The 15,144-nt window shown below is 47.1% G+C and carries 14 protein-coding genes; 8 read left to right on the forward strand and 6 right to left on the reverse strand.

All coding sequences use genetic code 11. The annotated features are described in order from the left end of the window. Positions 1-136: 136 nt before the first annotated feature. A complete protein-coding gene (locus tag ACUTVW_RS06970; RefSeq protein ID WP_445645130.1) occupies positions 137-628 on the forward strand; it encodes a hypothetical protein in 492 nt (163 codons plus the stop codon). A 41-nt stretch (positions 629-669) separates the two neighbouring features. Continuing rightward, entirely contained in the window at positions 670-1,377 is a 708-nt protein-coding gene (locus tag ACUTVW_RS06975) for a M50 family metallopeptidase (protein WP_445645131.1), read from the forward strand. Positions 1,378-1,516: 139 nt separating this feature from the next. On the opposite strand, the gene ACUTVW_RS06980 is transcribed toward ACUTVW_RS06975, so the two are convergent. The 5 genes from ACUTVW_RS06980 to ACUTVW_RS07000 form a co-directional block, all read right to left on the reverse strand. After that, positions 1,517-1,888, reverse strand: coding sequence for a DUF4363 family protein (locus ACUTVW_RS06980; RefSeq protein WP_445645132.1), 372 nt, complete (start codon positions 1,886-1,888; stop codon positions 1,517-1,519). Between the two features lie 86 nt (positions 1,889-1,974). After that, a complete protein-coding gene (locus tag ACUTVW_RS06985; RefSeq protein WP_445645133.1) occupies positions 1,975-2,736 on the reverse strand; it encodes a DUF421 domain-containing protein in 762 nt (253 codons plus the stop codon). A gap of 128 nt (positions 2,737-2,864) precedes the next feature. Then, positions 2,865-3,740 carry an SDR family oxidoreductase gene (locus ACUTVW_RS06990; RefSeq protein ID WP_445645134.1) on the reverse strand — a complete coding sequence of 292 codons (876 nt, stop codon included), beginning with the start codon at positions 3,738-3,740 and terminating at the stop codon, positions 2,865-2,867. After that, a complete protein-coding gene (gene uxuA, locus ACUTVW_RS06995) occupies positions 3,737-4,804 on the reverse strand; it encodes a mannonate dehydratase (protein WP_445645135.1) in 1,068 nt (355 codons plus the stop codon). The genes ACUTVW_RS06990 and uxuA overlap by 4 nt, the downstream gene beginning before the upstream one ends. A gap of 69 nt (positions 4,805-4,873) precedes the next feature. Then, positions 4,874-5,548, reverse strand: a complete 675-nt coding sequence (locus ACUTVW_RS07000) for a GntR family transcriptional regulator (protein ID WP_445645479.1) — start codon at positions 5,546-5,548, stop codon at positions 4,874-4,876. Between the two features lie 300 nt (positions 5,549-5,848). Between ACUTVW_RS07000 and ACUTVW_RS07005 the strand changes: the two genes are divergently transcribed. Continuing rightward, positions 5,849-6,151 (forward strand): ArsR/SmtB family transcription factor, encoded by a 303-nt coding sequence (locus ACUTVW_RS07005; protein WP_434750948.1) that lies wholly within the window; start codon positions 5,849-5,851, stop codon positions 6,149-6,151. Positions 6,152-6,353: 202 nt separating this feature from the next. Further along, on the forward strand, positions 6,354-7,754 hold the full coding sequence (locus tag ACUTVW_RS07010; protein WP_445645136.1) for an aldehyde dehydrogenase: 1,401 nt from the start codon (positions 6,354-6,356) through the stop codon (positions 7,752-7,754). A 122-nt stretch (positions 7,755-7,876) separates the two neighbouring features. Here ACUTVW_RS07010 and ACUTVW_RS07015 read toward each other — a convergent pair whose 3' ends face one another. Next, on the reverse strand, positions 7,877-8,788 hold the full coding sequence (locus ACUTVW_RS07015; RefSeq protein ID WP_445645137.1) for a helix-turn-helix domain-containing protein: 912 nt from the start codon (positions 8,786-8,788) through the stop codon (positions 7,877-7,879). Between the two features lie 211 nt (positions 8,789-8,999). On the opposite strand from ACUTVW_RS07015, the gene ACUTVW_RS07020 reads away from it, so the two are divergent. The 4 genes from ACUTVW_RS07020 to ACUTVW_RS07035 all read left to right on the forward strand — a co-directional run bounded on the left by ACUTVW_RS07020 (position 9,000) and on the right by ACUTVW_RS07035 (position 15,019). Then, on the forward strand, positions 9,000-11,180 hold the full coding sequence (locus tag ACUTVW_RS07020; RefSeq protein WP_445645138.1) for a glycoside hydrolase family 52 protein: 2,181 nt from the start codon (positions 9,000-9,002) through the stop codon (positions 11,178-11,180). Then, complete coding sequence (locus ACUTVW_RS07025) at positions 11,177-13,321, forward strand: alpha-glucuronidase family glycosyl hydrolase (protein ID WP_445645139.1); 2,145 nt, start codon at positions 11,177-11,179, stop codon at positions 13,319-13,321. The genes ACUTVW_RS07020 and ACUTVW_RS07025 overlap by 4 nt, the downstream gene beginning before the upstream one ends. A 165-nt stretch (positions 13,322-13,486) precedes the next feature. Further along, positions 13,487-14,560, forward strand: a complete 1,074-nt coding sequence (locus tag ACUTVW_RS07030) for an NAD(P)-dependent alcohol dehydrogenase (RefSeq protein ID WP_445645140.1) — start codon at positions 13,487-13,489, stop codon at positions 14,558-14,560. 192 nt (positions 14,561-14,752) lie between these two features. Next, positions 14,753-15,019: an HPr family phosphocarrier protein gene (locus ACUTVW_RS07035; RefSeq protein ID WP_445645141.1), complete on the forward strand. Its 267-nt coding sequence runs from the start codon at positions 14,753-14,755 to the stop codon at positions 15,017-15,019. The last annotated feature ends 125 nt before the right edge of the window (positions 15,020-15,144 follow it).

A 15,144-nucleotide genomic window follows, 5' to 3' on the forward strand; every position in this document is an offset into this window, starting at 1 on the left:
CACCGAAAAAGGTACAATATAACAACATGCTGAGGAATGAACGTGACCTGTTCCTTTGCCTTTTGCGAAGCAGAGAGCACAGTGATGTGCTCTCTTTCGTTTGAGATGATCGGAGATGCAGACCAGGAGGAACAAGATGAATTTATATGAAGGAAATGAAGAACAGGAAGTGCTGTTAAGTGAACAGCCGTCTCATCTGTGGAGAAGACGGAAACAGGAACTCCTGCACTGGACAGAACGGGACAAACGAACCGTGTCACCTAAACGGACGGCGATATGGAATGGGGTAGAAGTCGATGCAGAGCTGGTTCGTACACTGAGCCTGCTGAAGGAAGCAGGGGTGCGGACCGAGTTTTCATGTGCCGGGGTCAGTCCGCTGGATGAACCTGTCGATCATTCTCTATATGCCTATGTAACGCTCATTCAGAGCCAAGCGGCAGAGCAGTTTGTGAACGATGCAATGGTGCGGATGCGAAATCGACTTATGGTTACTTATGAGAAAGGCCGGGGGCGATATGATCTATCTTCTTTTTTCATTGGACACAATCGAAGCTTCTGCTGGTGGATGGAGCAGTGCGCGCTTGACTTCAAAAGACGAAACGAAGTAGGGAAGCCTGACGTAATATAATGGATAGGCTCGCTACTTGAAGGCAAGGAGGTCTGAACAGATTGAACAAGTGGCTCAAAACGATACTTTTTCTTATGGCCTCTGTATTTCTAACCCGGTTTATCCCGTTCTCGTCCTTGTTTCGTAATTTGGATACGATGATTCATGAATTCGCTCATGCGCTAATGACACTGGTTTTGTCTGGTAAAGTGCTGCGCATTGAATTATACGCGGATCATAGCGGTGTAACGTATTCGTCTATGCTGACATCGGGAAGAGCGATTTTTGTTTCGCTGGCAGGGTACATTGGTGCGTCGCTTTTTGCATGGCTACTGTTTTATTTGTACCGCAAAGGGCGGCACATGTGGGGCTTGGGGATTATGACGGCTGTTGCCCTTGTATCGCTGCTTTTATATGTCAGGGGTGAATTCGGTATGTTGTGGTTGACCGGGTTTATCGCGTTGAATGTAATTATTATGATTTTTGGTGTAAAGATCGCCAAGTACTACTATCTTCTGCTGGCTTTTATTACGCTCGAAGAATCCGTCGTTAGTGCGATGTATATCGGTTGGACATCCTGGATTCGTCCGTCTCAGGCTGGAGATGCCGCCAATCTTGCGCAACAGACGTTCATGCCCGCGCTATTCTGGGGTACGTTGTTTGCCTTGTTTGCGCTATGGTGTGCAAAGGGAGCACTTGCACTCTTTTTCCGCAAAGAAGGTTCAGCAAGTGCCTCGAATTCGAAATCCCGTGGGTTAAACAGAGCATAAGAGCGAAATGTAGATACGGTGACCTTTCGAAGGGTGAGTAAAGAGCACTTCCTTTTTTTGAAAAGGAGGTGTTTTTGTTTTTTCTATTAGTCTGCATTGATCTGTACCTCTTATGTAGCTACTTTTAGCTGGTTTGCAATTAGTCCCCGAGGTTATCCCATAACGCATAAAAGTAATAAATCTCCTCCATAATCGCCTGATCATCCTTCGCCGCGATGCCGCCTTGCATTCGTGCAAGTGCGCCTAGAATATCGTAGATACTCTCACGCTCCACGCTATATTGAATACGGTTGACGATCCGATCCCAAGCTTGCATAGCGTACTCAACCTGAGTTTTGGCTTGTGTCCACTGTTTGTCCTGAACCTGCTTCTCCAGCTTCTGGATGGATTCAAGTAATCGATCCTGCGTGCCAAAAGGTTTTTTGAGCCAAGGGCCGCTAACCATGATCGCGATGAACAGCAATAGCATGAGGATGGGAAGCGTATAGATCAGCCATTTATGCTTTTTCATTTCGTTTCGGAACCTCCAGGGACAAGTTTGGTCAGATTGTTTTTACGAGTTCAGATCAATTCAGATTCATTCAGAATTAGTTACGTTTATTTTTCTTCATCTGTGCTGGTCTTGTCTGATAACCGATCCTTATATAAATCGATATATAACTTGTCATTCGGTAAAATGGCAGCAAATGCGATCTCCTGAATCGTCAGATTTTGCTTTTTCAATTGTTCGGTTAACCAGCGGCTGTCCTTATTTCGCTCCACCAATTTTTCCTTCATCAGCACACCGTCAATAATGAGCTCCGTCATGAGCTTCTGAGGTGGAGGGTGCATGTGCATATCCTTTGCGGTAACGGGCTGATTCTCTGCTCTTAGAGCAATGGAGAGGGTGCCGTCCGGTTCTAAAATGCCATAATCGACCGTGGTCAGGTCAAATACATCCTTTTGCCGCAGCATCATCGTAAGTTCGTCGAACTTGACGCGCATTTGATTCAGATTTTGCTCCAGAATTTTGCCATTCTGAATAACCAGAGTGGGGTCGGAGTCCATGATTTGGGAGAAGGCTCGACTTTTGAGTGTAATGTATTGAAATATAATGGTGATCAAGGTGAAGATGGTTAACGCTACAAAATGAATCCACGCTTTGGACGACAAATCCGTGGCAAACGTACCAGCAATGGAGCCAATCGTAATGCCGTTAATATAATCAAAATAGGTAAGGTTGCCCATCTGTTGTTTTCCCAGTACCCTCGTATAGACAATTAAAGTGAGAAAAGCAATAATCGCTCGAACGGCAACCACTGTAGTTTCCTCCATCATATCCGTCTCACCATCCTTTACACCCACAATCCTTGCCCACAACGTTCCAACTTATTCCTTACTGGCTAAACGTCAAATCAACGCCAAAAAAACCGAAGCCCGTGAGCATATCACGAGTTTCGGTTTGATTGTGAATCTGTTCCAGACAATAGAAGTGTCAAAAAAGAAAACTATACGCCGGAATAGGCCATGAATCCGCCGTCTACAGGCACAACAATGCCGGTCACGAAGCCGGACTGATGCTCATCTGCCAGCCACATTAACGTACCGAGCAGATCTTCCGGTTTACCAAAACGGCGCATTGGGGTATGCGCAATAATTTTGCTGGAGCGCTCCGTAGGGGAGCCATCCGGTTGTAGAAGCAGATTACGATTTTGCTCGGTCAGGAAGAAGCCGGGAGCAATCGCATTGACTCGAATCCCGGACTCCGCCAGATGCACAGCAAGCCACTGTGTAAAATTGTTAATGGCAGCTTTGGCAGCACTGTATGCTGGCACTTTGGTCATGGGAGATGGGGCGCTCATGGATGATATATTGATGACCGTAGCCGGTAGATCGCGCTCAATCATGTGTTTGGCAAAAATTTGAGTCGGGATGAGCGAACCGACAAAGTTCAGATCCATGACCTGCCGAAATCCCTCTACACTGACATCAAAAAAGGTGGTTACATCCGGATTTCCCAAATCCTCCGGTTTAAAAATTTCATTCGTGGTATTGGCACTGGCGTTATTACCGCCTGCACCGTTAATCAATAGGTCACATGGGCCGAGTTGTTCGCGAACGATATCGGCTGCGGCCTGCACACTTTCGGCCTGGGTCACATCACATGCAACGGCAATGGCACGACCCCCGGCTTTTTCAATCGCGGCTGCTACGTCTTGACCTTTGGATACCGTCCGGTTCAGGATGGCCACCTTGGCGCCGTGCCTTGCGAGTTCTTCAGCCATAGAGCGGCATAATACGCCTGCCCCTCCGGTAATAACGGCTGTTTTGCCTTGAAGGCGAGAAGTACGCTCCAGATTCAGATTCGAGTTGTGTTCGCTCATGCGTTTGCCCTCCTTTGCAGTGAATCCCAGACACCCCAGAGATACATAATACCAAGTGCGCGATCATACAGCCCGTAACCTGGTCTGCATTCTTCTCCCCACAAATGCCGTCCGTGGTCAGGCCGCGCGTATCCTTCAAAACCAATATGATGATAGGCTTCTACAACCCCCGCGATATCTACACTTCCGTCCTGACTGCGGTGAGAAGTTTCGATAAAGTCACCATTCTCATAGACCTTCACATTACGGATGTGCGCAAAGGGTATCCGATCTCCGAATTCATGAATCATGCCGATGATATCATTGTCCGGGTTCGCCCCCAGAGAGCCGCTGCACAGGGTCACACTATTCGCCGGACTATCATACAGATTCAAATATCTGCGCACATTGTTCTGATTGATAATAATCTTAGGTAATCCAAAGATCGGCCATGGCGGATCATCCGGATGGATAGCCATTCGAATGCCAAGCCGCTCGGCGGCAGGGATGATCTCTTGCAGGAAGTAACGTGCATTGTCCCACATATCTTCCTCAGTTACCTCTTTGTAGGCTTCAAACAAGCCTGTCAAATACTGCAGTCGTTCCGGTTCCCAACCCGGCATCGTCAGGGTGGAGTTTTCATTGATTTTGCGAACCAGTTCAAGTGGTTCAATGTTCTCAATTTTGCTGGCCTCATAGAAGAGAGCTGTTGATCCGTCCTCCATTTCTTTGTGCAGGTCGGTACGTAGCCAGTCGAAGATCGGCATAAAATTATAACAGATCACCTTGACCCCCACTTGGGCAAGTTTCTCCATGGTTTTAATGTAATTGCTAATATACTTGTCCCGGGAAGGCAAGCCAAGCTTGATATCTTCATGAATATTAACACTTTCTACCACATCCAGATGCAGCCCGGCTTTGTCCGCAGCTGCCTTGACAGCGAGTATTTTGTCCATCGGCCACTCGTCGCCTGCAGGAACATCATGCAATGCCCATACAATGCCTTCGACGCCGGGGATTTGCCGGATCTGATCCAGCGATACCGTGTCATTGCCTTCGCCAAACCAGCGAAAAACCATCTTCATCCCATTCACCTCATCCTAATTAGTGGAAGCAACAGTATGCATTACGATGTGAAAGCAGTCATTCCCAACTTATTGAAAGTAGGAAGGATATGTACTTCGCAGGACAGCCAGATCTGTTACAGTCAAATGCAAATGATCCTGCATCAGACGTTCTGCTTTCTCTGCATCTTGCTGCTGAATCGCCTGAACCATGGAGCGGTGTTGCTCAATCAAGTGATCCCAATGATGATCCGAAGACAGACGAAGCATCCGGCTTCGGTTCAAGTGCACATTCATCTGCTGAATCACGGTCCAGGTGTTGCTTTTATTACAACCTGCAAAAAGAGTGCTATGGAACTCCTCATCCAGTTGAAACATGCGTCCATCGTCCGGTTCGTTCTGACATTGCTGCTGCTGTGTAAGATTATGTTCAAGGGCAGACATCTGCTCCTCTGGAAAGTGTGCACAAGCTAGACGAATGACGGCTCGTTCAAGCTGCTCGCGCATAAATCTGGCTTCTTCGACCAGATCAACTTGAATGAGGGAGACATACGTACCGCGCTGCGGATACACTTCCAGCAGACCTTCCTGAGCCAAACGGACAAAACTTTCGCGCACAGGAGTTCGGCTAATCTGAAAATCCAGGGCGATTTCTTTCTCCGAAATAGCTGTGCCTGGAGGCAACTGCAGACTCAAAATCTGTTGTTTCAGCGTGTCATACACCAAATCTCGTGTCGAGTAAGATTGCTTGTTCAGCGCAGACAAATGGCTGGATAAGGGCGACAAACCGGCTTTGGATGATAACTTGGGGGTATGATCCACAACTTCAACTCCTTCATTGCCATACTACCATACAAGTGTGGCAGCGTGGAAGCGTTTTATTTTGATGAATTACATGTTGTGAGCTGTTTAGCTTGAAATTTGAGATATGAGGATGTACAATTCGATATATAGGTTTAAATGTTTAAACGAATGAAAATACCTATAGAGGTTATAGTTAATGATAATGGCTATAGAGAATGATAGTGACCATAGAGAATGTAGAATGAACATTGAGGTGTAAATATGAGCCAGAAAGCGATCACGATTTTCCAAACCTGTATCCCGTTATTTCAGGTGCTTAGCGACAACCATCGTCAGTCCATTTTGCTTATGCTGAGTGAGAAAGGACAAATGACCGTGAATGAAATTACGGAACAGTCCAGCCTCTCCCGTCCAGCCATATCCCATCATTTGAAGTTGCTGCTGGAGAAGGGGCTTATCTCCGTAGAACAGAAGGGCACACAACGTTATTATTCAGCTTCGTTGCATGGTTCCGTCGATCTGCTGAAACAGCTAGTCGCTGCACTTGAAGAGGAATGTCTTTAAACAAATTAGCTGATGCTACCTACGCAAAGATGCTAAGGCAAGTATGCCTATGCAAGGTATCAACTAAGTACTGGGCTACAATATTTATAGTAAACAGAGCAACGACAAGCAAAAATAAAATAACATGCCAAGGCATGTATCCTATAGGTTCGTTAGTTTAAACCTTTCATCGGTAATCTAATAAAGAAGGAGTATAACTATTATGACAACGTTTCAGGAGCTCACCCTTGAAGATGTACACACAATTCTGGAGAAACAACGTGCTTTTTTTCGTTCGGGTGCTACGCGCACAGCTGAAGTACGAATAGAGCGATTGTCCAGGTTAAAACAGGCTATACAGAAGTATGAATCCAGACTGACGCAGGCGTTGTATCAAGATTTAGGCAAAAGTGAATTTGAATCCTACACGACAGAAATCGGATTTATGCTCGACAGCATCACACACACGATGCGCAAAATCAAAAAGTGGGTGAAACCTGTCAAGGTCAGAACACAATTGGCGCTCCTTGGCTCCAAAAGTTATATCATTCCTGAGCCTTACGGTGCGGTTCTTATTATTGGGCCGTTTAATTATCCATTTCAGCTTCTCATTGAACCTCTGGTCGGTGCAATTGCCGCAGGCAATACCGCGGTGCTTAAAGCATCCGAGAACACCCCTGCTGTATCGGCTGTTATACGGGATTTGATTGGGGAAGTATTCGAGCCGGAATATGTACAGGTGGTTGAAGGGGCGAAAGACACAACGACAGCACTTATTCATGCGCCGTTCGATTATATCTTTTTTACAGGCAGTGTACCCGTGGGCAAAATCGTGATGGAGGCTGCAGCGAAAAACCTTGTTCCTGTCACGCTTGAACTTGGAGGGAAAAGTCCTGTCATTGTAGATGAGCAGGCAGATATTCAAGTTGCGGCTGAGCGTATTATTTGGGGTAAGTTGCTTAACACAGGCCAGACCTGTATTGCACCCGATTACCTCCTGGTACATGAGCGTGTGAAACAGCCCTTGATTGATGCGTTGAAGGCAGCAATTGTAACCTTTTTTGGAACGGATATTCAGCATAACAAGGATTATGGGCGCATTGTGAACAAGTCACATTTCAAACGACTCACCACGCTTATTGAACAAGATCGGAATCAGGTGATCTACGGTGGAACTTCAGACGAGGAGCATCGCTTTATCGAGCCTACCTTAATTGATGCGGACTCATGGAATGCAGCTACAATGGAAGACGAGATTTTTGGGCCGATTTTGCCGATCATCAGTTACGGGCATCTGGATGAAGTTATTGCAGAAATTGTTAAACGTCCAAAGCCGCTCGCTTTGTATCTTTTCACATCCGATTCAGCGGTTCAGGATCGAGTGTTAACCGAGGTTTCTTTTGGCGGAGGATGCATTAATGATACCATTACTCATGTCGCTAACCCGCGATTGCCGTTTGGAGGCGTAGGTCATTCCGGAATTGGCTCGTACCATGGACGGTATAGCTTCGAAACCTTTTCACATATGAAGGGTGTCCTGAAAAAAAGCACCAAGATTAATCCACATCTGCTGTACCCGCCTTATAATAATAAAATTTCGCTGATCAAACGTTTGCTGAAGTAATGTCAATAACATTAACGTTCTGGAACCTGACTACTGATTCATGTGGAACTTCAAATAAACAGAAAATGGATATTCTCAACAATCCAATGAAGCATTAACTAAAAACAACCTGTTGCTGGACATTACTCCAGAACAGGCTGTTCCTGCCTATAACGCGAAGGCGACATCCCGGACCACCGTTTGAATTGACGGCTGAAATGGGCAATATCCTTATACCCGAGCATCACCGCGATATTTTGCACAGAGAGCTGCGGATTCCCTAACAGAACTTTGGCCTCGTGTAGCACCATTTGCGATAAAACGGTACGTGGGGACTGCCCGAATACTTGTTTGAACACACGATTGCAATGCGAAGTACTGATGCCCAGTTCAGCGGCGACATCATCAATTCCATAGTGGCTGTCGGATTCATGTCCCTGCTTGAATTGCTGGCTCATTAGCCCTTGCAGACGCGTACGAATCTGGTGCGCCAGTTCAATTCGCTCGTATCCATCCGTAAACGTCTGTGCCGCTTCCTGCGAAACGGTCTCCCATAGATGTCCGAATAGTTCAAATACCGCGGATTGCAGTTGCATACGCTTTACCATGGCACTCGCGGATTGATCGTGAGCAGAGGACATCAGTTTGTGCAGCACCGGTTCAATCTGCCGGGTAACCGGGCTATCTGCACTGAACAATACTTGTTGGATTCGAGCCAGGAGGGAGAGAAACAACTGATCATCGATGTCAAAATGCATACAGAAATAAGTGAAACCCTGCCCGTTGCGGCTTTGACTGGAATGTATACTTCCCGGAGGGATCAACAGCAGTTCGCCCGCGTTTTGTACATATAAAGTGCCGTTTATCGTCATATACTGCACACCCTCTGTTACATAATTGAGTTCATATTGAGGGTGCTCGTGCGCCGGATAGTCCCAGTCGGTTCCAACACTGCGCAGATGAATGGCGAACAGGTTCACAGTGGTTTGCACATCTGGGTAAAAAACTTCCTGCACACTTTCTCCCAGATCGGGAGGTAAATACGTGGAAGACATTCGAATTCCTCCTTATGTCCGTCGGGTTTATGCCATATGCAGAATGATTTACTTAAAATTTAAAAAGTGTAACCGCTTTATATTTTATCATACATCAGCTTGATTTGGGTAAATATCCGATTGATTTGTTCATGGTCTGGACGAGCGGTGCATGGTAGGATGGGGCTAATGAAAACGCGTGCATATCTTATTCCGAGAGGGGTTATGAAGGATGAGTTCATCCCAATCCATTTTTTACAACGCGCATCACTCGCCAATCGGTGCATTTGCCAGTTTCACGCTAGGTTACAAAGGGGCTAAAGGTGGACTGGGTCTTGAACTTGGCAAGCCAGCCGACCAGAACGTATATATTGGATTACAGGCTCGTGATGGAGAGCACTATCAGGCGTTGCCATTTTATGAAGCAAGTGAAGATGAGAGCAGCCGTTATGATGTAGAGAAGCTGGAGAACGGGAAGCAAGCTGATAGTGCAGGTATGCAGCCCCTGATCTCGGCGTTCCGGGACGAAGACATCACTCGGGAGTTTACCTCAGGCACAGATACGTGGAACGCAGGGGATCTGGAATTCCGTATCTATTCGCCTGTACGTCCGGTTCCACATCCAGAGAGTGCAGACCGTGAAGCGTTGATGGATGCCCTTGTGCCAGCCGTATTGGTAGAAATGACGATTGACAATAGTCAAGGCGATAAGACACGTAAAGGTTACTTCGGCTATCAAGGCAGTGATCCGTATTCTGCGATGCGTTTGATTGGCGGACCAGAAGGTGGCTCATTAACAGGGGTCGGTCAAGGTCGTTTGACGGCCATTGTGTCCAAAAATGAAGGTCTGTGGCCTGCACGCGGATTCACGCTGGAGAAAATTTTAGAGGAAAAACATCGGGACAATCTGGCATTTGGTTTAGGATCAACCGCTGTGTTGCTGATGGAAGTACCGGCAGGTGAGAAACGTACGTTCCAATTCGCAGTTTGTTTCTATCGCGGCGGCATTGTAACTACCGGAATGGATACAGCATATTGGTACACACGTTATTTTGCTGACATTCTGCAAGCGGGAGAGTATGCGCTGAATCGTTTTGATGCACTAACTGCATCTTGTGCCGAAGTGGATCGGCGTCTTGGAACAGCGGCGCTGAGCGAAGATCAGTCCTTTATGCTTGCCCATTCCATCCACAGCTACTATGCCAGTACGCAATTGCTCGATGCGGATGGGGAGCCGCTCTGGATTGTGAATGAAGGGGAATATCGGATGATGAACACGCTGGATCTGACCGCAGACCAGCTGTACTTCGAGCTTGCGCTTAACCCGTGGACTGTGCGTAATGAGCTGGAGTGGTTCGTGAAACGTTATAGCTATACGGATGAGGTTCGTTTTCCAGGGGAAGAAAAGTTATATCCAGGCGGTATCACATTCACCCATGATATTGGTATTGCCAATGTATTTTCTCGCCCAGGTCACTCGGCATATGAACTCGTCGGCATTGATGACTGCTTCTCGCAGATGAGCCATGAAGAACTGGTGAACTGGCTCTGCTGTGCAACGGTGTATATAGAGCAGACGAAGGATAAGGAGTTTATCAAAGAGATGTTGCCTGTAATTCAGGAATGTTTCCAGAGCATGCTCCACCGCGATCATCCCGAAGAAGATCAACGTAACGGCTTGATGGGGCTGGATAGCAGCCGGACACAAGGCGGGGCAGAGATTACAACCTATGATAGTCTGGACGTATCTCTTGGACAGTCACGGAACAACATCTATCTTGCTGGGAAGTGTTGGGCTGTCTATGTTGCGCTTGAGAAATGTTTTGCAACCGAGAAGCTCGCAGACCTGTCCCATCAGGCAGGAAAACAAGCCGATCGTTGCGCGGCAAGCATTGCTGCGCAATTGACAGATGGAGGTTACATCCCGGCAGTTATCGCGGAGAATAACGATTCACGAATCATTCCGGCCATCGAAGGCCTGGTATTCCCGTATTTTACGGGCTGTGAAACTGCACTGGACGTTAACGGCCGGTTCGGACCTTATATCAAGGCACTGCACACACATCTGAAAACGGTGCTTGTTCCTGGAACATGTCTGTTTGAAGATGGGGGCTGGAAGCTGTCTTCAACAAGTAACAACTCCTGGTTGAGTAAAATCTACCTGTCTCAATTTATCACCCGTGAAATTTTGGGAGTTGAGTGGGATGAGACAGGGAAAACGGCAGATGCTGCTCATGTGAACTGGCTACTTCATCCGGAGGAATCCTACTGGTGCTGGAGTGACCAGATCTTATCCGGCGTTGCAGTAGGCAGTAAATATTATCCACGTGGTGTAACTTCAATTCTGTGGCTGCTTGAAGGCAAAAATAATCGTCTTGCACAGATCTATGCAAGCAAGGAGGCTGTACAATGAGTCAAACTACCGTTCAATCTGGACTATCCGGCCCACAGTATGAAGCATGGTTAGGTTATCATGCAGCATTGCCAGGGGCAAATGGGGATGCAAAAACGGCAGCTCCTCTCTGGAGCCGGCTGATTGATGTACAGGAACAGCATCAAGTCATCGACACAGCACTTGCTGAGCTTACGCAAGGGCTTAGCATGTTATATGGAGAACAACCCGTTATTAGCCACTCTCAGACCCAGAGTACTGAAAGAGACGAACAACGTAAACCTTCCATCCGGTTGGGTACTTGGGCTGGCAACAGTCTGGTGACTGGTACTTTTACTGAGACGGAACGTGCTACTGTACAGGGTGAAGGTTTTATTATTCGTGAAGATGAATCTCTTCGTGAACTGGTTATTGGTTCAGAGACGCCGCAAGGTGTCCTGTATGCTGTCTTTCATTTGCTTCGGGAACTGACGCTGAAGCAAAGAGGGACGGATCAGGCAGATTCGACTGGCGGAGAGCAGCAGATTTTGATTACAGAGCAGCCCGTGAATCAACTACGCATGATTAATCAGTGGGATAATGTGGACGGCAGTATTGAGCGGGGATATGCCGGGCGTTCTATTTTTTACGAGAACGGTGAGTTTACTCAAGATTTAGGACGAATTCGAGACTATGCTCGATTACTCGCTTCAACGGGTATTAATGCGATATCGATTAATAATGTGAATGTGCATAAACAAGAGAGCTTGTTTCTAACAGAACGCTATCTGGGCGATGTTGCCAAGGTAGCCGCTGAATTCAGAGCATACGGTGTTCGTTTATTCCTTTGTGCCAATTATGCCAGTCCAATCGAAGTTGGTGGTCTACAGACGGCTGATCCTCTGGATCAACAGGTACGGGAGTGGTGGAATCTACAAACGGCGAAGGTATACGCTGCAATTCCGGATTTTGGCGGATATGTGATCAAGGCCGATTCTGAAAATCGTCCGGGGCCGTTCACGTATAACCGTGACCATGCGGATGGTGCAAATATGCTGGCTGAAGCCCTCCGACCATTCGGCGGACTTGTCATCTGGCGCTGCTTTGTATACGACTGCAAGCAGGACTGGCGGGATCGTTCCACAGATCGGGCACGCGCGGCGTACGATCATTTTAAACCGCTGGACGGGCGGTTTGCGGACAATGTCATTTTGCAGATCAAAAATGGACCTATGGATTTTCAGGTAAGGGAAGCGGTGTCTCCTTTATTCGGAGCAATGGAGAATACAAACCAAGTCATCGAATTCCAGATTACACAGGAATATACGGGGCAGCAGCGTCATCTGGCTTACCTTGTGCCTCAGTGGAAAGAAATTCTGGATTTTGACACATACGCCAAAGGTAAAGGCTCAGAGATCAAACATATCGCAGACGGTTCGCTCTATCAGCGTCCATACAGTGGATTTGCCGCTGTGTCTAATATCGGTGCTGATGCAAGTTGGACGGGACATCCGCTGGCCCAAGCCAATCTATATGGATACGGCAGACTCGGGTGGAATCCTGAACTTTCGGCAGAAACCATTGCAGATGAGTGGGTAAGGTTAACGTTTGGACATGATGAACAGGTTGTGGAGCGGATTACGGGCATGTTACTGTCTTCGCTGGATATCTATGAAAACTATACAGCCCCTCTTGGTGTAGGCTGGATGGTGAACCCGGATCACCATTATGGACCTAATGTAGACGGTTATGAGTATTCCAAATGGGGAACGTATCACTTTGCCGACTGTCATGGAATTGGGGTTGATCGGACAGTGAAGAGTGGTACAGGGTATACTTCCCAATATCATCCGGAAAATGCTGCTCGCTATGAATCATTGGAAACTTGTCCAGATGATTTACTTCTCTTTTTCCATCATGTTCCATATACACATGTGTTGCACTCTGGTAAGACAGTCATACAGCACATCTACGATACTCATTTCGAAGGTGTTGCACAGGCTGAAGCATTAGCCGAAACTTGGAGAGAGCTGGAGGGCAGGGTGGATCCGGACATCTTTAACAAGGTTGCAGCGTTGCAGGAGGAACAGGCGGAACATGCGAAGGAATGGCGGGATATGATTAACACGTATTTTTATCGCAAGAGCGGGATTCAGGATGAACAGGCAAGAACCATCTATTAATCGATTAGTCTTCATTAAATTTCATTGAACGCGAAGTTATAGCATTGGTTGGTTTAATTTGGGAAAATGATCCATGAGCGATCATCTAACAGATAACGATCATGTACGAAGTACGCAACGTTTTCTTTGAACCAAGAGACAGCACTGACAAGCACAAGGAGGAGAATGCGTATGAGTCAACTCGAACTACCTGAGATGATGAAGGCGGCTGTAATGACAGAGCCAGGACATATCCACATTGAGGAACAGCCTGTCCCTAGACCCTCAGCTAATGAAGTACTTGTAAAAGTGATGGCCGTAGGCGTTTGTGGATCAGATGTACACTATTTCGAGCATGGTCGCATTGGCAGGTTTATTGTGGAGAAACCGATTATTTTAGGTCATGAATGTGCAGGTGTTGTTGCGGCCGTAGGAACAGATGTCTCCCGGCTGAAAGCAGGAGATCGAGTTGCCATTGAACCTGGTGTGACATGCGGTCACTGTACAGCCTGTAAGGAAGGACGTTACAATCTGTGCCCGGAAGTCCAATTCCTGGCGACCCCTCCGGTCGACGGGGCATTTGTGCAGTACATGGTCATACGAGAAGATATGGTGTTCCCGATCCCGGATCATCTGACCTATGAGGAAGCAGCAATGAATGAACCCTTCTCCGTTGGTATTCATGCGGCACGCCGCAGTAAGCTGGCACCGGGTACTACTCTGGCCATCATGGGCATGGGACCCGTCGGACTGATGGCTGTTGCAGCTGCCCAATCCTTCGGAGTACAGACGATTATTGTAACGGATCTGGAAGAAGTTCGGCTTGAGGCCGCGCGCCGGATGGGAGCAACACACACCATCAATGTGCGTCATGAGGATGCCCTAGCTGTCATCCGGGAAATCACCGGGGGTATTGGGGTGGATACGGCATGGGAGACTGCTGGGAACCCCAAAGCGCTGCAATCCGCTCTCTACTCTCTGCGTAGGGGAGGCAAACTGGCTATTGTTGGATTGCCTGCGCAGGATGAGATTGCCATCAATGTGCCGTTTATTGCGGATAATGAAGTGGATATCTACGGTATATTCCGTTATGCCAACACATATCCTGCGGGGATCGCATTTTTGAGCTCGGGGCAGCATAATGTGATGTCTCTGATTACGGATCGATATACACTTGAAGAGACGCAGCAGGCTATGGAGCGGGCGCTTTACAATAAAAGTGGCAGTTTGAAAGTGATGGTTTATCCGAACGGTATGTAAAAGAAATTGGATGGAGTCCTGTACACAGATGTGTACGGGGCTTTTTTTCGGTAATATACAGAAAATTTTTATTTTCCGTATGAAAGGCATGGACAACCTGCCAGCACATGGTATAATTCATGTTGATTTTAATATATAAATGAAAACACACTATTATAGGTGTTCATAATTGAGCGAAAGGAACTGAAGGTTGTGAGAACACATGAATTTATGATTCACGCGGATTTTTATCGGGATGAGCTGTTGTCGGTATCTTCTCAAGCGTCACGTTTTGCGTCGGATATATTATTGTCTTATACGGAGTCTGATCATGAGCATCGTGTAGATGTGAAGAGCCTGCTCGGTATGGCACTGCTTCCGCTTCGAACCGGCAGTATTGTCCGATTACAGACCAGGGGAAGGGATGAATTGGAGGCGCTCGAGTACATGCTGCAAGTACTGGAAAAAGGGCCAGCTTAATGATGGATCAGATACCCAATCGCATGAATTATATTTTTTTTGTTTTTTCATCAAATCTTGCTGGTACTTCGCGCAAAAAAAGAGTATAATAAAATTTAGTTTGATTCTAGGGAGTACCCATATTA

This window comes from Paenibacillus sp. TSA_86.1 (genome assembly GCF_052691815.1).

Excerpts from the sequence above, each read along its gene's own strand:
- ACUTVW_RS06970 (WP_445645130.1), top strand. The coding sequence starts at position 137 with ATGAATTTATATGAAGGAAATGAAGAACAGGAAGTGCTGTTAAGTGAA.
- ACUTVW_RS06980 (WP_445645132.1), bottom strand. The coding sequence starts at position 1,888 with ATGAAAAAGCATAAATGGCTGATCTATACGCTTCCCATCCTCATGCTA.
- ACUTVW_RS06990 (WP_445645134.1), bottom strand. The coding sequence starts at position 3,740 with ATGAGCGAACACAACTCGAATCTGAATCTGGAGCGTACTTCTCGCCTT.
- uxuA (WP_445645135.1), bottom strand. The coding sequence starts at position 4,804 with ATGAAGATGGTTTTTCGCTGGTTTGGCGAAGGCAATGACACGGTATCG.
- ACUTVW_RS07005 (WP_434750948.1), top strand. The coding sequence starts at position 5,849 with ATGAGCCAGAAAGCGATCACGATTTTCCAAACCTGTATCCCGTTATTT.
- ACUTVW_RS07010 (WP_445645136.1), top strand. The coding sequence starts at position 6,354 with ATGACAACGTTTCAGGAGCTCACCCTTGAAGATGTACACACAATTCTG.
- ACUTVW_RS07015 (WP_445645137.1), bottom strand. The coding sequence starts at position 8,788 with ATGTCTTCCACGTATTTACCTCCCGATCTGGGAGAAAGTGTGCAGGAA.
- ACUTVW_RS07020 (WP_445645138.1), top strand. The coding sequence starts at position 9,000 with ATGAGTTCATCCCAATCCATTTTTTACAACGCGCATCACTCGCCAATC.
- ACUTVW_RS07025 (WP_445645139.1), top strand. The coding sequence starts at position 11,177 with ATGAGTCAAACTACCGTTCAATCTGGACTATCCGGCCCACAGTATGAA.
- ACUTVW_RS07030 (WP_445645140.1), top strand. The coding sequence starts at position 13,487 with ATGCGTATGAGTCAACTCGAACTACCTGAGATGATGAAGGCGGCTGTA.